Origin of the sequence: Micromonospora sp. NPDC049004, assembly GCF_040649315.1 — a bacterium.
Lineage (GTDB): Bacteria > Actinomycetota > Actinomycetes > Mycobacteriales > Micromonosporaceae > Micromonospora.
This window is the reverse complement of sequence record NZ_JBEZFG010000002.1, coordinates 687,920-705,211: the sequence shown is the minus strand read 5'-3', so window position 1 is coordinate 705,211 and position 17,292 is coordinate 687,920. Positions and strand designations below refer to the sequence as shown.

15 protein-coding genes and 1 tRNA gene are annotated in these 17,292 nt (G+C 71.3%); 9 read left to right on the top strand and 7 right to left on the bottom strand.

Features of this window, described 5'->3' with window-relative positions; translation table 11 throughout:
• The first annotated feature begins 188 nt into the window (after window positions 1-188).
• On the top strand, window positions 189-1,745 hold the full coding sequence (locus AB0B97_RS08090; RefSeq protein ID WP_234584500.1) for a S8 family serine peptidase: 1,557 nt from the start codon (window positions 189-191) through the stop codon (window positions 1,743-1,745).
• Window positions 1,746-1,813: 68 nt separating this feature from the next.
• Here the strand turns inward: AB0B97_RS08090 and AB0B97_RS08085 are convergent, their stop codons facing one another.
• The 3 genes from AB0B97_RS08085 to AB0B97_RS08075 form a co-directional block, all read right to left on the bottom strand.
• Window positions 1,814-2,635, bottom strand: coding sequence for a WecB/TagA/CpsF family glycosyltransferase (locus AB0B97_RS08085; RefSeq protein WP_357491618.1), 822 nt, complete (start codon window positions 2,633-2,635; stop codon window positions 1,814-1,816).
• Window positions 2,617-3,732 (bottom strand): NAD-dependent epimerase/dehydratase family protein, encoded by a 1,116-nt coding sequence (locus AB0B97_RS08080; RefSeq protein ID WP_357491616.1) that lies wholly within the window; start codon window positions 3,730-3,732, stop codon window positions 2,617-2,619. The genes AB0B97_RS08085 and AB0B97_RS08080 overlap by 19 nt, the downstream gene beginning before the upstream one ends.
• A gap of 65 nt (window positions 3,733-3,797) precedes the next feature.
• A tRNA-Leu gene (locus AB0B97_RS08075) sits at window positions 3,798-3,883 on the bottom strand.
• Window positions 3,884-4,090: 207 nt separating this feature from the next.
• On the opposite strand from AB0B97_RS08075, the gene AB0B97_RS08070 reads away from it, so the two are divergent.
• Genes AB0B97_RS08070 through AB0B97_RS08035 form a run of 8 tightly spaced genes read left to right on the top strand, consistent with a single transcriptional unit; the run spans window position 4,091 to window position 13,816 of the window.
• Window positions 4,091-4,879 (top strand): DUF3662 and FHA domain-containing protein, encoded by a 789-nt coding sequence (locus AB0B97_RS08070; protein WP_007454122.1) that lies wholly within the window; start codon window positions 4,091-4,093, stop codon window positions 4,877-4,879.
• 6 nt (window positions 4,880-4,885) lie between these two features.
• Complete coding sequence (locus tag AB0B97_RS08065; RefSeq protein ID WP_007454124.1) at window positions 4,886-5,371, top strand: FHA domain-containing protein; 486 nt, start codon at window positions 4,886-4,888, stop codon at window positions 5,369-5,371.
• On the top strand, window positions 5,368-6,834 hold the full coding sequence (locus tag AB0B97_RS08060; protein ID WP_357491614.1) for a protein phosphatase 2C domain-containing protein: 1,467 nt from the start codon (window positions 5,368-5,370) through the stop codon (window positions 6,832-6,834). The genes AB0B97_RS08065 and AB0B97_RS08060 overlap by 4 nt, the downstream gene beginning before the upstream one ends.
• A 30-nt stretch (window positions 6,835-6,864) precedes the next feature.
• Window positions 6,865-8,355, top strand: a complete 1,491-nt coding sequence (locus AB0B97_RS08055; protein WP_234584504.1) for an FtsW/RodA/SpoVE family cell cycle protein — start codon at window positions 6,865-6,867, stop codon at window positions 8,353-8,355.
• Entirely contained in the window at window positions 8,352-9,857 is a 1,506-nt protein-coding gene (locus AB0B97_RS08050) for a penicillin-binding transpeptidase domain-containing protein (protein WP_357491611.1), read from the top strand. The genes AB0B97_RS08055 and AB0B97_RS08050 overlap by 4 nt, the downstream gene beginning before the upstream one ends.
• 1 nt (window position 9,858) lies before the next feature.
• Window positions 9,859-11,274 (top strand): protein kinase, encoded by a 1,416-nt coding sequence (locus AB0B97_RS08045; RefSeq protein WP_357491609.1) that lies wholly within the window; start codon window positions 9,859-9,861, stop codon window positions 11,272-11,274.
• Window positions 11,271-13,094 (top strand): Stk1 family PASTA domain-containing Ser/Thr kinase, encoded by a 1,824-nt coding sequence (pknB, locus tag AB0B97_RS08040; RefSeq protein WP_357491607.1) that lies wholly within the window; start codon window positions 11,271-11,273, stop codon window positions 13,092-13,094. The genes AB0B97_RS08045 and pknB overlap by 4 nt, the downstream gene beginning before the upstream one ends.
• A 14-nt stretch (window positions 13,095-13,108) precedes the next feature.
• Window positions 13,109-13,816, top strand: a complete 708-nt coding sequence (locus AB0B97_RS08035; protein WP_357491605.1) for an ElyC/SanA/YdcF family protein — start codon at window positions 13,109-13,111, stop codon at window positions 13,814-13,816.
• A gap of 15 nt (window positions 13,817-13,831) precedes the next feature.
• On the opposite strand, the gene AB0B97_RS08030 is transcribed toward AB0B97_RS08035, so the two are convergent.
• From AB0B97_RS08030 to AB0B97_RS08015, 4 genes are read right to left on the bottom strand one after another with little or no spacing between them, the layout of a single operon-like run.
• Entirely contained in the window at window positions 13,832-14,482 is a 651-nt protein-coding gene (locus tag AB0B97_RS08030) for an aminodeoxychorismate/anthranilate synthase component II (RefSeq protein WP_357491603.1), read from the bottom strand.
• Window positions 14,483-14,484: 2 nt separating this feature from the next.
• Window positions 14,485-14,778 (bottom strand): hypothetical protein, encoded by a 294-nt coding sequence (locus AB0B97_RS08025; RefSeq protein ID WP_234591570.1) that lies wholly within the window; start codon window positions 14,776-14,778, stop codon window positions 14,485-14,487.
• 4 nt (window positions 14,779-14,782) lie between these two features.
• Window positions 14,783-16,399, bottom strand: a complete 1,617-nt coding sequence (locus AB0B97_RS08020; protein WP_357491601.1) for a class E sortase — start codon at window positions 16,397-16,399, stop codon at window positions 14,783-14,785.
• Window positions 16,396-17,199, bottom strand: coding sequence for a DUF881 domain-containing protein (locus AB0B97_RS08015; RefSeq protein ID WP_234588926.1), 804 nt, complete (start codon window positions 17,197-17,199; stop codon window positions 16,396-16,398). The genes AB0B97_RS08020 and AB0B97_RS08015 overlap by 4 nt, the downstream gene beginning before the upstream one ends.
• Window positions 17,200-17,292 lie beyond the last annotated feature (93 nt).

Sequence of the window (17,292 nt, the reverse complement as noted above, 5' to 3'; positions counted from 1 at the left end):
CGGCGAATCCGGGCCGGACCCCCGTTGGCCCCGGAAGCCGGCCCGTAGGGGACATCCCATCGACGTGATGGACGTTTCGACATGTTTATCTGCCGGGGCCGTCGATCTACTCTCGGCTTGATCGGCAAGTGTCGATCAGTGTGGTACCGGTGGTCGCGCTTCGACGCCGGTCGGAGGGAGGTAGGGAGATGGGTCTTCCACGCAGGTCCGTACTGGTCGGGGTGACCGCCGCGACCGTACTGGCCGTCGGCACCCCGGCCCTGGCCGCCGAGCCCGTCGGCGTCGTCCGGGAGGCCGGTGGAGCCACCGCCGTGCCGGACAGCTACATCGTCGTCCTCAAGGACACCGCCGTGGCCCCCAGCCGGGTAGGTGACACCGCACAGCGGCTGACCGGCCGGCACGGCGGAAGGGTGGCCCGCACCTACGGCACGGCGCTGCGTGGCTTCGAGGTCACCGTCAGCGCGGGCGCGGCGGCACGGATCGCCGCCGACCCGGCCGTCGCGTACGTCGAGCAGAACCACACCGTGTCGATCTCCGGAACGCAGGCCAACCCGCCCTCCTGGGGCCTGGACCGCATCGACCAGCGCAACCTGCCGCTGGACAGCTCCTACACCTACCCGAACACGGCGAGCAACGTGCACGCCTACATCATCGACACCGGCATCCGCTTCACCCACAACGACTTCGGCGGCCGGGCCACCTCCGGCTACGACGCGGTGGACGGCGGGTCGGCCGACGACTGCAACGGGCACGGCACGCACGTCGCCGGCACCGTCGGCGGATCCTCGTACGGGGTGGCCAAGGGCGTCCAGCTGGTAGGCGTACGGGTGCTGAACTGCTCCGGCAGTGGCACCAACGCCGGCGTGATCGCCGGTGTCGACTGGGTCACCCAGAACGCGATCAAGCCGGCGGTGGCGAACATGAGCCTCGGCGGTGGCGCGAACAGCTCGCTGGACACCGCCGTCCGCAACTCGATCGCGTCAGGTGTCACGTACGGCCTCGCCGCCGGGAACGACAACGGCGCGAACGCCTGCAACACCTCGCCGGGGCGTACCGCGGAGGCGATCACGGTCGGCTCGACGACCAGCTCGGACGCCCGGTCGTCGTTCTCCAACGTCGGCACCTGCCTGGACATCTTCGCGCCGGGGTCGTCGATCACCTCGGCCTGGTACACGAGCAACACCGCGACCAACACGATCAGCGGCACCTCGATGGCCACGCCGCACGTGGTCGGCGCGGCGGCGCTGCTGGCCAGCGCCAACCCGAGCTGGAGCCCGCAGCAGATCCGCGACCAGATGGTGGCCAACGCGACCCCGAACGTGGTGGGCAACCCCGGCTCCGGCTCGCCGAACCGGCTGCTCTACGTGGGCAGCGGCGGCACCACCCCGCCGCCCACCGGCTGCACCGGCACCAACGGCACCGACGTGTCGATCCCGGACGCCGGTGCGGCGGTGACCAGCTCGATCACGATCGCGGGCTGCGGGCGCAACGCCTCGTCGGCCTCCACCGTGGCGGTGAACATCGTGCACACGTACCGCGGTGATCTGGTCATCGACCTGCTCGCCCCGGACGGCAGCGCGTACCGGCTGAAGAACAGCAGCACCTCGGACAGCGCCGACAACGTGAACACCACGTACACGGCCAACGTGTCAGGTGAGGCCGCCGACGGCACCTGGCGACTTCAGGTGCGCGACACCTACTCGGCCGACACCGGCTACATCAACAGCTGGACCCTGACCGTCTGAGCGGTCTTTCACGGGCGAGGCCCCACCCGGCTGTCCGGGTGGGGCCTCGTGTCGTACGGGATCGGGGGTCAGACCGCGAAGGTCGCCGGCCGTTCGGTGGCCGGGGCCGGCGGGCGGGCCTTCCACAGACCGGTCTTCTGACCGGCGAGCCGGGTCAGGTAGGCGGGGTTGAGGATCACGTAGCGGCGCCAGAGTCGTTTCGGCTCCAGACCGAGCCGCCAGAACCACTCCAGACCGGCGCGCTGCATCCACGGCGGAGGCTGCCGCAGCAGCCCGGCGTGGTAGTCGAAGGCCGCGCCGACCGCCATCAGCGGCATGTCGAGCAGCGGGCGCATGGCGTACGTGAAGACCTCCTGGCGCGGGCAGCCGAGCCCGACCAGGACGAGCCGGGCACCACTGGACCGGATCCGGTCGGCGATCTCGGCGTCCTCGCCCGGCTGGACCGTGCGGAACTTCGACGGCTCCACACCGGCGATCTTCAGCGCGGGGAACATCCGCTCCAGCGCCGGAATCAGCTTGGCCAACGTCTCCTCGGTCGAGCCGTACAGGTAGACCGGCAGCCCCTCGTCGGCGAAGCGGGAGAGCACGTGCAGGGTGAGCGTCGGCCCGTAGACGCGGTCGGTGAGCCCGGCGTGGTGCAGCAGGTTGAGCGCCCAGCGCACCGGCTGTCCGTCCGGGGTGACCACGTCGAAGGAGTTGAGCCGGGCATTGTGCGCGGGGTCCAGCACACCTGTCATCACGCCGTGCACGGCCAGCGCGGTGAGCGCGAGTGGCCGACGCTCGTGCGCCGCGGTCACCACCGCGTCGGTGGCCGTGGCGTAGTCGGTGGCGTCGACGAGGACGCCGAGCACGTTGCGCTTGGTCCTGGCCGTCACGACTGTGGCACCCACTTGTCCACGTTGGCCTCGTAGATTTCCCGCAGGATCATCGGCACGTCGTACGTGATCTTCCACTCCGGGTACTGCTCCTCGAACCGGGCCATGCTGCTCACGTACCACTGGTGGTCGCCGGTGCGGTTCTGCTCGACGTAGTTGATCTGCGCCTCGCGGCCGGTGATCTCCTGGGCGATCGCGAACGCCTCGATGTGCGAGGTGTTCGAGTGCCGGCCGCCGCCGAGGTTGTAGACCTCGGCGGAGCGGGGCGACCGGAAGAACGCCTCGAACGCGGTCAGCACGTCGTGCGAGTGGATCGCGTCGCGGACCATCTTGCCCTTGTAGCCGAACAGGTTGTACGTCCGGCCCTCCATCACGCAGCGCATCAGGTAGGCCAGGAACCCGTGCAGTTCGGCGGCCGAGTGGGCGGGGCCGGTCAGGGTGCCGCCCCGGAAACAGGCGGTCTTCATGTCGAAGTAGCGGCCGTACTCCTGCACCATCACGTCCGCGGCGACCTTGGAGGCGCCGAAGACCGAGTGCAGCGAGTGGTCGATCGACATCTCCTCGGTGATGCCCTGGTACCAGCGGTGGTCCTCGGGCAGCTCGTACCGGGTCTCCAGCTCGATCAGCGGCAGGCTGTTGGGCCGGTCGCCGTAGACCTTGTTGGTCGAGCAGTGGATGAACGGCGCGTCGATCGCGTGACGGCGGGTGTTCTCCAGGATGTTGAGCGTGCCACCGGCGTTCACGTCGAAGTCCGTGTACGGCTCCTTGGCCGCCCAGTCGTGGCTCGGCTGGGCCGCGCTGTGGATCACCACGGCGATGTCCGACCCGTACTTCTTGAACACCTGCTCCAGGCCGTCCCGGTCCCGGATGTCCACCGCGAAGTGGGTGTAGGAGTTACCCAGGTCACGGGCGAGCCGTTCCAGGCTCCACGAGGTGGAGCCGTCCTCGCCGAAGAAGTACCGGCGCATGTCGTTGTCGATGCCGACGACGTCCAGACCGAGGCCGGCGAAGTGCCGGACCGCCTCGGAGCCGATCAGACCGCCCGACCCGGTCACCAACGCGACACTCACACGCCACTCCTGGTCCATCGGAGGCAGAAACCATCGGAGCATAGCGTGACGTCCGGCCCGCCCCGATATGACGGAAGGGCCCCGCATTTCGCGGAGCCCTCGTCTTTTGGTGGGGATGGGGGGAGTTGAACCCCCACGCCCTTTCGGGCACACGGACCTGAACCGTGCGCGTCTGCCATTCCGCCACATCCCCGTGGCACGACCCGGGACACTGTAACCGCCCCGGACCCGCTGTCTCCAACAGGCCCCGGGAATACTACGCTGTCCCAGACGCTCGCCACGAGCGGTTACCGTTCGTGGCGGACGAAAGATTAGCACGGCGGTCCCGGTCCTTCCGAACGGGCCGGGAGCAGCCGGCCGAGCGGCGTGTGAGCTGCGCGCGCGCCGGCCGGATACCATCATGTCCTCGGGACCCGAGGAGGAGCCGGTGAGCGTGCTGCAACGCTTCGAGAAGCGTCTGGAAGGCCTGGTCGAGGGGGCCTTCGCCAAGGTCTTCAAAGGGGTGGTCCACCCCGTGGAGATCCTCAACGCCATGCAGCGGGAGGCCGAGGCGCACAAGGCGATCCTGGCCGGTGGGCGCACGTTGGTGCCCAACCGCTACGTGATCGATCTCTCGCCGTTCGACCACAGTCGTCTGGCGCCGTACGCCGCCGCGCTGGCCCAGGAGCTGGCCCAGTCGCAGGCGGAGTTCATCGGCGAGCAGGCCTGGACGGTCTACGGCGACGTGATCGTCGAGATCGAGCGGGGCGAGGGCCTGGACACGGGGATGTTCCGGGTCACCGCCGAGGTCTACACCGGCGGCGAGGTCGCCCCCGTGTCGGCGCCCGGCTACGACGCCGGCCCGCCCGCCTACCCCGCGTACGACCAGGGTGGCGGCTACGGCCCGCCGCCCGGGCACGGTGGCGGCCGCAACGTGCGGCTGGTCTCCGGTGACGGCCGCACCTACCCGCTCCAGATGGGGTCGACGGTGATCGGTCGCGGCGACCAGGCGAACCTGCGCCTGCCCGACGTCGGCATCTCCCGGCGACACGCCCGGCTGGATTTCGATGGCGGCCAGGTTGTGCTGACCGATCTGGGGTCCACCAACGGCACCATGGTCAACGGGCAGCGGGTCTCCGCCGTCGCCCTCAACCCGGGTGACATGGTCCAGCTCGGCACCACGACGCTGACCTTCCGCGTGGACGGCTGAGCCGCCTTGCCGGCACTGGTCATCACCGTTGCCCGGTTCGGGTTCCTGATCCTGCTGTGGATCTTCGTGTTCACGGTGGTCGGCGTGATCCGTCGGGATCTCTTCGCGGGGGCCCGGTCCGGTCGCCTGGTGGCGGCACCACGCGCGGTTGGCGCCTCGACGGGGCAGGCGGCCAAACCGGCGAAGGTGAAGCGGGGCAGGGCGGCCCACCAGTTGGTGGTCACCGCAGGTCAACTGGCCGGCACCCGCATCACCCTCGGTGAAGCGCAGATCACCATCGGTCGGGCCGAGGACTCCACCCTGGTCATCACCGACGACTACGCCTCGGCGCGGCACGCGAGACTCGTGCCGCGCGAGGGCCAGTGGTTCGTCGAGGACCTCGGCTCGACTAACGGCACGTACCTAGATCGCGCTAAGGTCACCGGACCAACCCCCGTACCCCTCGGCGTGCCGATCCGGATCGGCCGCACTTCCCTCGAATTACGGCCATGACTCTGACCCTGCGCTATGCGGCCCACAGCGACCGCGGTCTGATCCGTGACGGCAATCAAGACTCCGTCTACGCCGGGCCGCGGCTACTCGCCGTTGCCGACGGCATGGGCGGCATGGCCGCCGGTGACGTCGCCAGCAACATCGTCATCGGTGCCATGGCGCCGCTCGACGAGGACGTCCCAGGGGACGCTCTCGTCGACGCGTTGCGTTCGGCCGTGGGCACCGCCAACCAACAGCTCCGCGACACGGTGGACGCCAACCCGCAGTTGGAGGGGATGGGCACCACGCTGACGGCGACCCTCTTCTCCGGCAGCAAGCTGGGGATGGTCCACATCGGCGACTCGCGGGCCTATCTGCTGCGCAATGGTGAGTTCGCCCAGATCACCAAGGACGACACGTACGTCCAGATGCTCGTCGACGAGGGCCGGATCAGCGCCGAGGAGGCCAGCAGCCACCCGCAGCGGTCCCTGCTGACCCGGGCCCTGGATGGCCGGGACATCGACCCGGAGTACTCGGTGCGCCAGGTGCTGCCCGGCGACCGTTACCTGATCTGCAGCGACGGCCTCTCCGGCGTGGTGAGCGCCGAGACCATCGGCGAGACCCTGCGGGAGTACACCGATCCGCAGCAGTGCGTCGAGCGGCTGGTGCAGCTCGCGCTGCGCGGCGGCGGTCCGGACAACATCACCGTGATCATCGCCGACGCCACCGACCACGACATCGTCGAGGCCACCCCGATCGTCGGCGGCGCTGCCGCCCGGGACCGGGGCATGGCCACCTCCGCCGACGACTCGACCCCGGCCGCCCGGGCCTCGGCGCTCTCCGCGCCGCGTCCCGCCGCGCCGGAGGAGCCCAACGCGTCGGACGACGAGCCGGAGCGCCCGAAGCGCCGGCCGGTGCGGACCGCCGCGATGGCGCTGGCCCTGCTGGTCATCGTCGGTGGCGCGGCCTTCGGCGGCTGGACGTACACCCAACGCCAGTACTACGTGGGCGCCACCGACGAGGGGCAGGTCGCCGTCTTCCGTGGCATCCAGGGGCAGATCGCCGGGATGGACCTCTCGACGGTGCACCGCACCAGCGGCACCCGGTTGGACGACCTGACCGTCGCCGCTCAGGACACGGTCAAGGTGGGCATCCGGGCCAAGAACGAGCCGGACGCCGAGCGTCAGCTCGCCGAGCTGACCAGCGACACCCCGACCAACCCCAACCTGAAGCCGATCTGCCCGTCCGACACGGGCGCGGTGACCGGCACGCCGACGCCCACTCCGCCCCCGACCCCTCCCGCGACGTCGCCGACGCCGAACACCAGCCCCAGCACCGGCGCGTCCGTGAACGGGGTCGTCAGCGCGAGCCCGACCAACGCGGCCACCGCCGGCGGCACCGATCCGACCACCGCACCCGACGCCACGCCCTCGGACTCGGCCACGCCGGCGCTCGACCCGGCCGGCTGCCGGTCTCCCGAGTGAGCGTCGGCTGAGATCCCAAGGACTCCACCCGTGACCGTAGCGGCCACACCGGCACCCTCGCCCGCCACCACGGGCGGGGATTCCGGCGTACGCCTGGCCCGGTCCCGACGCAACGCCGAGCTGTCCCTGCTGCTGCTGGCCATGGTGCTGGTGGCCGCGTACATGGCGACCGTCGAGGCGAACCTTCTGGACACGGTCACCCCGGACTTCTGGATGCCCGCCGCCGCCCTCGGCGCGGTCTTCCTCGGCCTGCACCTGGTCATCCGGTTCCTCGCCCCGTTCGCCGACCCGGCTCTGCTGCCGGCGGTGGCCCTGCTCAACGGTCTCGGGGTGGGCTTCCTGCGCCGGATCGACCTGGGCGAGGCCGCCCCGGTCGACCGGGAGGACCTGGCCACGTTCGCCGGCATCGGCGGCCGGCAGCTCGCGTGGACGCTCGCCTCGGTGATCCTCGCCGCGGGCCTGCTCGCCATCATGCGCGACCACCGTTCGGTCTCGCGGTACGCGTACACCCTGGGGCTTGCCGGCATCGTGCTGGTGATGCTCCCGGCGGTGCTGCCCAGCAGCATCTCCGAGATCAACGGCGCCAAGCTGTGGATCCGGGTCGGCGGCTTCTCGCTCCAGCCGGGTGAGTTCGCCAAGCTGGCGCTGCTGGTCTTCTTCGCCTACTACCTGGTGCGCAAGCGTGAGGTGCTCTCGCTGGCCAGCCGGCGGTTCCTCGGCATCGACTTCCCGCGTGGTCGGGATCTCGGGCCGGTGGTCGTGGTCTGGCTGATCAGCCTCCTGGTGCTGGTCTTCGAGAAGGACCTGGGCACCTCGCTGCTCTACTTCGGCATGTTCGTGGTGACGCTCTACATCGCCACCGAACGGGTCAGTTGGCTGCTGATCGGCCTCATCCTCTTCTTCGGCGGCGCCTACCTCGCGTACGTCCTCGGGTCGACGGTCGGCGGGCCGTTCGCCAACTTCTACCTGCGGGCCGAGATCTGGCTGGACCCGTTCGCCGATCCGCACGTCAAGGGCTACCAGCTCGTCCAGGGTCTGCTGGCCCTCGGTACGGGCGGGCTCTTCGGCGCCGGGCCGGGTGGCGGTCAGCCGGACATCCTGCCCGAGGTGCAGAACGACTTCATCTTCGCCGGCATCGGTGAGGAGATCGGCCTGTTCGGCCTGTCCGCGTTGCTGGTGGTCTACCTGCTGATCGTGGAGCGGGGCCTGCGCGCCGCGCTCGCCGTGCGTGACTCGTTCGGCAAGCTGCTCGCCGGTGGCCTCGCCTTCACCCTGGGCCTGCAGGTCTTCGTGATCGTCGGCGGCATCAGCAAGCTCATCCCGCTGACCGGCCAGACCACCCCGTTCCTGTCCGCCGGTGGGTCGTCGCTGATGGCGAACTGGCTGCTCATCGCGGTGCTGTTGCGGGTCTCCGACGGGGCCCGGCGACCGGTGACGGGCGGCGCCGGCAAGGCGAGCCGGCCCGCGGGCGGCCCGCCCGAGCAGTTGCACGGTGCTCCCACGGAGGTGATCAAGCCGTGAACGCACCCCTGCGCCGTGTCGGCATCGTCGTCATGGTCCTGTTCGGTCTGCTCTTCGCGAACCTCAACTGGATCCAGGCGTACAAGGCCGACGACTACCGCACCAGTGACTACAACGGCCGGGTCCAGGTCGCCGACTACAAGCGCAAGCGCGGCAACATCGAGGCCGGCGGAACGGCGGTGGCCACCAGCAAGGAGACCACCGGCAAGCTGAAGTTCCAGCGCACCTACCCGGGTGGGGCCAAGTACGCGCACGTGCTCGGCTACAAGCCGGTCAACCTGGCCGACACCGGCATCGAGCAGGTGGAGAACGACTTCCTGGCCGGCACCAGCGACCAGTTGATCGGCGACCGGTTCAAGGACATGTTCACCGGCGACGAGACCGGTGGCGGCAACGTGCTCCTCACGCTGTCGAAGCGGGCGCAGGACGTGGCGTACGACCAGATGCGCAACAACCAGGTGGACGCCAAGCGCGGCGCGGCGATCGCCATCGACCCGCGGACCGGTGCGGTGCAGGCCCTGGTATCCATGCCCAGCTTCGACCCGAACCCGCTGGTCAGCCACAACACGAACGAAGCCGCAGCGGAGATCAACAAGCTGGAGCAGAACCCGGACGGCCCGCTGAAGAACCGGGCCCTCTCCGAGACGCTCCCCCCGGGCTCCACCTTCAAGATCGTGGTCGCCGCGGCGGCGCTGGAGAACGGGGTCACCAAGTCGACCCCGATCCCGGCCGGCTCCAGCTACACCCCGCCCACCTCCGGCAGCCCGATCCGCAACGCCGCCGCGTCGATCTGCCCCAAGCCGCAGGTCACCCTGCTGGAGGCGGTCACCAAGTCGTGCAACACCGGCTTCGCGCAGCTCGGTGTGCGGCTCGGCGCCGACAAGGTCAAGGAGAAGGCCCGGCAGTTCGGCTTCGAGCAGGAGGACCTCACGGTCGGGCAGCTCGGCGAGGGCGGTCTGCGGACGGCGGCCAGCCGAACCGGCGACATGCTGAACCCGGACGGCAGCACCGACCCGGCCGCGCTGGCTCAATCGTCGATCGGCCAGAACAACGTCCGGATGACGCCGCTGCAGGGCGCGATGATCGCCGGGTCGGTCGCCAACGGTGGCAGCCAGATGCGGCCGTACCTGGTCCGGCAGCTCCTCGCCCCGGACCGGACCACCAGCTACTACACCGCGAAGCCGCGGGAGCTGCGTCAGCCGGTCAGTGGCCCGGTCGCCAGCGACCTGCGCGAGATGATGGTCAGCGTGGTGCAGAAGGGCACCGGCCAGAAGGCGGCGATCAGCGGCTACACCGTCGGTGGCAAGACGGGCACGGCGCAGTCCGCCCCGGACCGCCCCGACCACGGTTGGTTCATCGGCTTCGCGCTGGACAAGAACGGCAACCCGGTCTCCGCGGTGTGTGTCGTGCTGGAGCAGGCCGGCAGCGGCGGCAGCGCCGAGGCGGCCCGGATCGGCGGCCAGATCATGAAGGCCGCCATCAACGACCCCGGGGGCCGCTGACATGCTCAGCCCCGGCGTCCAGCTCGGCAACCGCTACCGCCTCGACGAGCGGATCGCCAGCGGCGGCATGGGTGACGTCTGGCGCGGCACCGACCAGGTGCTCGGCCGGACGGTAGCGGTCAAGAGCCTGCTCCCCGCGCTGCTCGACGACCCCGACTTCGCCGAGCGGTTCCGGGGCGAGGCCCGGACCATGGCGACCATCAACCACCCCGGCGTGGTGGACGTCTACGACTTCGGCAACGACCAGCAGATCGCCTTCCTGGTCATGGAGTACGTCGAGGGCGACGCCCTGTCGTCCACGCTGAGCCGGGTCGGTCGACTCACCCCGGCCCGGACGATGGCGCTTGTCGCGCAGGCCGCCGACGCGCTGCACGCCGCGCACGAGAAGGGCATCGTGCACCGCGACGTGAAGCCGGGCAACCTGCTGGTCCGGCCGAACGGCACGCTGGTGCTGACCGACTTCGGCATCGCCCGCTCCGACATCGTCGGCCAGCTCACCGCCGCCGGCTCGGTGCTCGGCACCGCCTCGTACATCTCACCGGAGCAGGCCACCGGTCAGGTGGCCACTCCGGCGTCCGACGTGTACGCGCTCGGCGTGGTCGCCTACCAGTGCCTCGCCGGGCGGCGACCGTTCGAGGGCGACAACCCGCTCGACATCGCCATGCGGCACGTGCGGGAAACACCCCGGCCGCTGCCGTCCGACATCCCACCGCAGGTCCGGGCCGTCGTCGAGCGGGCGTTGGCCAAGGACCCGGCCGCCCGCTGGCCGAGCGCCGCCGCTCTCGCCGGGGTGGCCCGTCAGCTCAAGGCCGCGCTGTCCCAGCAGGCCCGGGCCGGCGGTCACACCGGCCCGGTCTCCGGTGCGCCGTCCTCACCCGCGGCTCCCGGTCGGGCCCAGGTGCCGCAGGCGCAGCAGCTCCGCCCGCCGAACGCCCCGCACCGGCAGCCTCCCGTCGGGCAGCGGCCCACCACTGTCGCGCCGGCCCAGCAGCCCCGTCCCACAGCTGTCGCACCGGCCGTACCGCACGCGCGCCCGCCGGTCGCCGCTGCCGGCTACCCGCGCGGCGCCGCGGCGGTGCCGCCGACACCGACCCGGCAGGAACACCCACCGGCGTACGCCCGGCAGGCCGGCTCGGGGCTGCCGGCGTCCGAGCCCCGCCGGTCCCGACCCGGGATGGTGCTCCTCGCCGTCCTGCTGGCCTTACTGGTCCTGCTCTGCTCCGGCGTGATTTCCTACAACCTGCGGAAGCAGTCGCAGAACGGTGCCACCGGGACGCCAGCTTCACAGACCGTGACGTCCGGCGCGCTGCGGCTCGACGAACGCGACGATGCGACCCGGACGTCGTACCGTCGTGAGGTACGACTCCGGCCGGGTGACGGCGGGACGACGACGAGCGAAGGACGACAGACGCGATGACAGCGCAGGCCCGCCTGCTCGGTGGCAGGTACCAGGTCGGCGAGCTGCTCGGCTATGGCGGCATGGCCGAGGTGCACCGCGGTCGCGACCTCCGGCTCGGTCGGGACGTCGCGATCAAGATGCTCCGCACCGACCTCGCCCGGGACGCGACGTTCCAGATGCGCTTCCGCCGGGAGGCGCAGAACGCCGCATCGCTCAACCACCCGGCGATCGTGGCGGTCTACGACACCGGCGAGGAGACCGCGCCGACCGGCGAGACACTGCCCTTCATCGTCATGGAGTTCGTCAACGGACGGACGTTGAAGGAGGTCCTCGGCGCCGAGGGCCGCCTGCAGCCCCGCCGTGCGCTGGAGATCTGCGCCGACATGTGTGCGGCGTTGGAGTTCAGCCACCGGCACGGCATCATCCACCGGGACATCAAGCCGGGCAACGTCATGCTCACCCAGACCGGCCAGGTCAAGGTGATGGACTTCGGCATCGCCCGGGCGCTGGCCAGCGGCGCGACCACCATGACGCAGACCAGCGCGGTGATCGGCACGGCCCAGTACCTGTCGCCCGAGCAGGCGCGCGGCGAGGCCGTGGACGCCCGCTCCGATGTGTACGCGGCCGGCTGCGTCCTCTTCGAGCTGGTCTGCGGGCACCCGCCGTTCGTCGGGGACAGCCCGGTCAGCGTCGCGTACCAGCACGTGCGGGAGACTCCGCCGACCCCGAGCGACATCAACCCGGACGTCACCCCGGCGGTCGACGCGATAGTGCTCAAGGCGCTGTCGAAGAACCCGCTGAACCGCTACCAGAGCGCCGGCGAGATGCGGGCCGATCTGTTGCGCGCCGCCGCCGGCCGTCCGGTGCTGGCCACTCCGGTGTTGCGCGAGGCCGAGACGGTGGCGATGGCCCCGGCCGGCGGCGGTGCCGGCTACGCGCCCGCCGCCGCCGGGCAGCAGACCCGGCAGATCCCCGCCCGGGTCGGCGATCCGCGCCAGCGCAAGGCGTCCTCCTGGCTGATCGCCCTGTTCAGCGCGGTCGGCGTGCTGGCGGTGATCGCCCTGGTCGCCGCCCTGCTGTGGAGTCAGCAGCAGGACAAGGACCTGAAGGCGGTGCCCACCCTCGCCGGCAAGGCCCAGGCCGCGGCGTTCACCGAGATCCAGAATGCGGGCTTCCAGCCGGTGGCGGGCGATCCGATCCTGGCCAACGACTGCACGAAGGGCACCGTCGCCAAGCAGGATCCCGCACCGGGTGCCCGGCTGAAGGAGGGCAGCCGGGTGACCGTCCAGATCTGCGATGGCAAACCGGATGTCAAGATCCCTCCGGGTCTGGTCAACTCGCAGTTCGAGAACGTCAAGGACCAGCTCGAAGCTCAAGGGCTGGTGGTCGAGGAGAAGCAGGTCGACAACCCGGCGCAGAAGGGCATCGTCGTCAAGGTCACCCCTCCGTCGGGGACCACTGTCGCCCAGGACAGCAAGGTCACCGTCGAGGTCTCCCGGGGCAACGTCGACAAGGTCCCCAACGTCGTCAACTCGACCAAGGACGATGCCGCCGCCGAGCTTCGCTCGGCGGGTTACGAGGTCAAGTTCCGCGACGGCGACGAGGTTCCGGCCGATCAGGCCGGACGCGTCCAGTCGCAGAGCCCGAAGGGCGGCACCGAGCTGGCCCAGGGCAGGACGGTGACCCTGGAGATCAGCATCCCGGAGAAGGTCGAGGAGACGCCCAGCCCGCCGGTGACGCCGACGCCGACGCCGAGCGGCACGCCGACCACGCCGGGCACCGGTGGTGGCTCCGGTCAGCCGATCTTCCCGCCGCCGGTCCGGCTTCCCGAGGAGTAGCAGTCCGCGCCTGGGTGCGGAGCCTCCGGCAGGGCTCCGCCGTCGATCGTCCGAGGACGGGCCGGTGGCGTCGGCATCTGCTGCGCGGGATCGCGGTGGTCGTGGTCCTGCTCGTCCTGAGCAGCGTCCCCTGGCTGTGGACGACGTTCGGAGCGCACGGGCACACGTACGGCGAAGCGGACGCTCCCGCTGCCGACGTCGTGATCGTCCTGGGTACGGCGGTGACGGCGGACGGGCGGCAGCCGGGCGAACGGCTCGCCGGCCGCCTGGAGACCGCCGCCGAGCTGGTGCGTACCGGGCGGGCCCGGGTGGTGCTGGTCTCCGGCGACGGGGGTGGCGCGTCCGGCGACGAGCCGACGGTGATGACCGCGTATCTGACCGAGACGCTCGGCGTGGACCCGCGGCGGGTGGTGGCGGACCCGTTCGGCCTGGACACGTACGACAGCTGCATCCGCGCGAAAGACGTGTACGGCGTCCAGCGGGCTCTGGTCGTGACGCAGTCCTACCACCTGTCCCGGGCGGTGACGCTCTGTCGGCACCTCGGTCTCGACGTCGACGGGGTCACCGCACGATGCGACGGCTGCGGGCCGGGCCTGCTCGCCCGCAAGGCCGTCCGTGACTACTTCGCCAGTGGCAAGGCCGCCTGGGACGCGGTGCGCGGCCGACCCCCCGCGGTCCGGTCGTCGGAGAACCCCGCCGTGCGGGACGCCCTGAGCAGCTGACCGGCCGGTGCCGGTCTACGCGGTGGCGAAGGCGGCGAGTCGCCGGGCGTCGACCTCGGCGGCCAGCGCAGGGGCACGCTCCAGCGCCTCCGGGTGGCCGCAACCGGCCAGCCAGTTGGCGAGCATCAGGTGGCCGCCCTCGGTGAGCACCGACTCCGGGTGGAACTGCACGCCCTCGATGGGCAGCGTCCGGTGCCGCATCGCCATCACCACACCGGAGCCGGTCCAGCCGGTGACCTCCAGCTCGTCGGGCAGTGTCTCAGGGAGCACGGCGAGCGAGTGGTAGCGGGTGGCGGTGAAGGGGTCGGGTAGGCCGGCGAGCACGCCTACCGAGTGGTGCCGCACCTCGGAGGTCTTGCCGTGCAGCAGCTCCGGGGCCCGCGTCACGGTCGCCCCGAAGGCCTCGCCGATGGCCTGATGGCCGAGGCAGACGCCGAAGATCGGCAGCTCGCCCGCGTACTTCCGGATGACGTCCAGGCAGATGCCGGCCCGGTCGGGGCTGCCCGGTCCGGGTGAGAGCAGAATCCCGGCCGCGCCCACCGGGCCGACCTCGGCGACGTCGATCTCGTCGTTGCGGCGGACGTCGCACTCCACGCCGAGCTGGCCCAGGTACTGGACCAGGTTGAAGACGAACGAGTCGTAGTTGTCGATCACCAGGACGCGCATGGTCACCTGCTCGGAGTGGACGGCGCGGGATTGTTCCGGTCGGTGTCGTACGGCAGCTCGTGCTCGTCACCAGCCGGAGCGTCTCCGGTCACCGCGTCTCCGCCGCCCGGCTCGCCCGGCTCCCCGGGAACGCCGGAGTCCTGGGTGACCTGCACGTCGTCGAAGGGCAGCAGCGGCTCCGCCCACGGGAAGGCCACGTACCAGAGCAGGGCCACCGTGGCGGCCGCGAGCAGCACCGAACCGATCAGCTTGCCGGCCAGGCCGAACGGGAGCTTGCGCCAGATGAAGGCGTACATCCGGTCAGCCTCCCAGCTCCGCCGGGCGGCCCGCCGACTTGGACACGATGTAGTCCAGCTCGGCATGGATGATCAGGCGCTGGTAGTTGTCCCACTTGGGGTTGCAGGTGGTCAGCGTGAGCATCCGTTTGGTCGGCCGCTTGTTCGGCTCGCCGGGCACCGGGGCCACGACCTCGACCTGGGTCGGCTTGACGATGCGGGTCTGCGACACCCGGTAGACGTACCAGTCGGTCTTGCTCTCGACCACGATCGGGTCGCCGTCGTTCAGCTCGTCCAGCCGCCAGAAGGTGGCCCGGTTACGGTGGCCGGCGACGGAGAAGTTGCCGACCTGACCGGGCAGCGCGCTGGTCGGGTAGTGGCCCGGGGCGTACCGGATGTCGGCCTGGGTGACGCCCTCGACCACCACCCAGTTCTTGTCGAGTTTGGGGATGTAGAGGCCCGCGATCGGCTTGCCGTGCACGGGCGGGGACGGCTTGACGCTCGGAGTGGCCGACGGGGCGACCGTGGGGTCGTCGTTGGGACCCCACACCTGGGCAAGCTGGTTGCTGAGGTCGTGCTGGTGGGCGTCGACGGCGGCGGACTTGCCCCACACCTCGTAGCCGGCGAAGAGCAGCACCACCAGGCCGAAGGTGATCAGGACCTCGCCGGTGGCCCGGATGCCGCTGCGCACGCGGGAGGCGAGCGTCGGGCGGGTGAGCTCCGAGTAGACGCTCTTGTAGCCCTCGCCGGTCTGGTGCGGCCGGAGTTGGACCACCCGCTCGCCCCGACGGGGTCGGGGAGGCTCGCCGGCGCTGTCGTCCGCGCCGGCCGGCTCATCCGGCGTCGCCGTACGGGGGACGGCGCCCATCAGCGCCGTGGAGTCCATGGCCGGCGGTCGGGGTGCCGGCCCGGACGGGACGGCGGGGATGACAGCTGTGGCGTTCGGGTCGGCGGGGCGGCCCGGCCCGGCGGGAGAGACCGGGGCGCCCGCCGCGCTGCTCGGGCGTGCGGAGCCCGACCCGACCTTCGGGATGAACGCGGTAGGCGCGTCGCCGCCGGCCTGGGTGGCGCCGCCGGGAGGAGTCGGGGCGCCGGCCGGGCCGCTGGCTGTCGCCGGGCGGGTCGGCACGGCGCCGGGGGCCGGGACGCGCGTGGGGTCGGTGCCCGGGGCGGCCGGCCGAACCGGCCCCTGCATGGGGGGTGCGGTCGGTCGGCCGGGAGCGGCGGCGGAGGGCTGGCCGGACCCGCCGTGCGGAGCTGAGCCGGTCGCCGCGGCACCGGGCCAGGGCGGCGGTGCCGCCGGGCTCGGGTGCTGCGCAGCGCGCTGCGGGTCGGGCCGGCCGGCGCTGGGCGCGACCGGGTGGTCGGCGCGCGGACCGGAGCCGGGACGGACCGGCGCTACGAGGCCGTCGGCCGGGGGTGGGCCAGCGGCGCTCGGCGGCTCGGGAGCTGCCGCCGGACGCGGTGCCCGTGGCCGGCTGGGCAGCACGGGCTCGGGCCAGTTGCCGGTCCGGGACCGTCCCGACGTCGGCTCGGGCTGCTCCGGCGTCGGCTCAGGTCGGTCGACCTTGGGCAGGAAGGCGGTCGGGTCGTCCGCCTGGTCCCGGTGTCGCCCGTCGCGGCGGTCTTCCGGGCTGCTCACCTGGGCACCGTCGCCGAGCGCAGCGCGGTCGAGTCCTCGAAGGCCTTGATGGTCACCGTGGAGACGGACTCCTTGTAGCCGAGTTGATAGTCGTCGACTGCGTCCTTGAACAACCGGACTCCCTCAGAGCTGGCGAGGGCCTGCTGGAGGGCAGCGGGATCGCCGATTGCTACGATCTTGAACGGTGGGGAGTACACCCGCCCATGGAGCAGCAGGGTGTTACCGACGCAGCGTACCGCGCTGGTTGCGAGCACGCGGACGTTCATGATTGACATGGCCTCCGCTCCACCCGCCCAGAGCGCGTTGACCACGGCCTGTACGTCGCCCTGGTGCACGACCAGGTCGTCGTTGGTGGCGTCGGAGTGTGCCTCGTCGTCGTGCTGGGGCGCGTCGTTCAGCTCGACTGTCACGGCAGTGCCGGTGACGGCGGTGAACCCGGCCGCCTTGAGGCTGCCCTGGGCGCGGGCCTGCTGGGCCTTGATCGGGGCGTCCGAGCCGGCAAGCGTGTCGGTGCGTTGCTGGACCTCGTCGCGCAGGGTGGCAGCGCGGCGTTCGCTCGCCTCGACCTGCTGCTCGCGCTCCTCGATGAGCTGGTTGAGCTGGGGCCGCCGGTCCTCACGGAGAGCGGTGCCGCCCGCCGTGGTCGCGGTGGTGGTGAAGAGCAGCCCCGCCGCGGCGGCGATCAGGGGCACCCCGATCGACCAGCCTGGTCGCCGTTGGCGTGGCCGCCGGGGCAGCAGCCCGGCGACGGCCCGTCGGAGGGCCTTCTGCCAGGAGGCGGCGCCGGATGTGTACTCCACCGAGCGTTCCTTCCGCGTGTCGGGGATCGGTTCGTGCCGGCCGGGCCGGTGATGCGAACAGTCCCGCCCTTTTCGGTCACTCCATGTACCTGC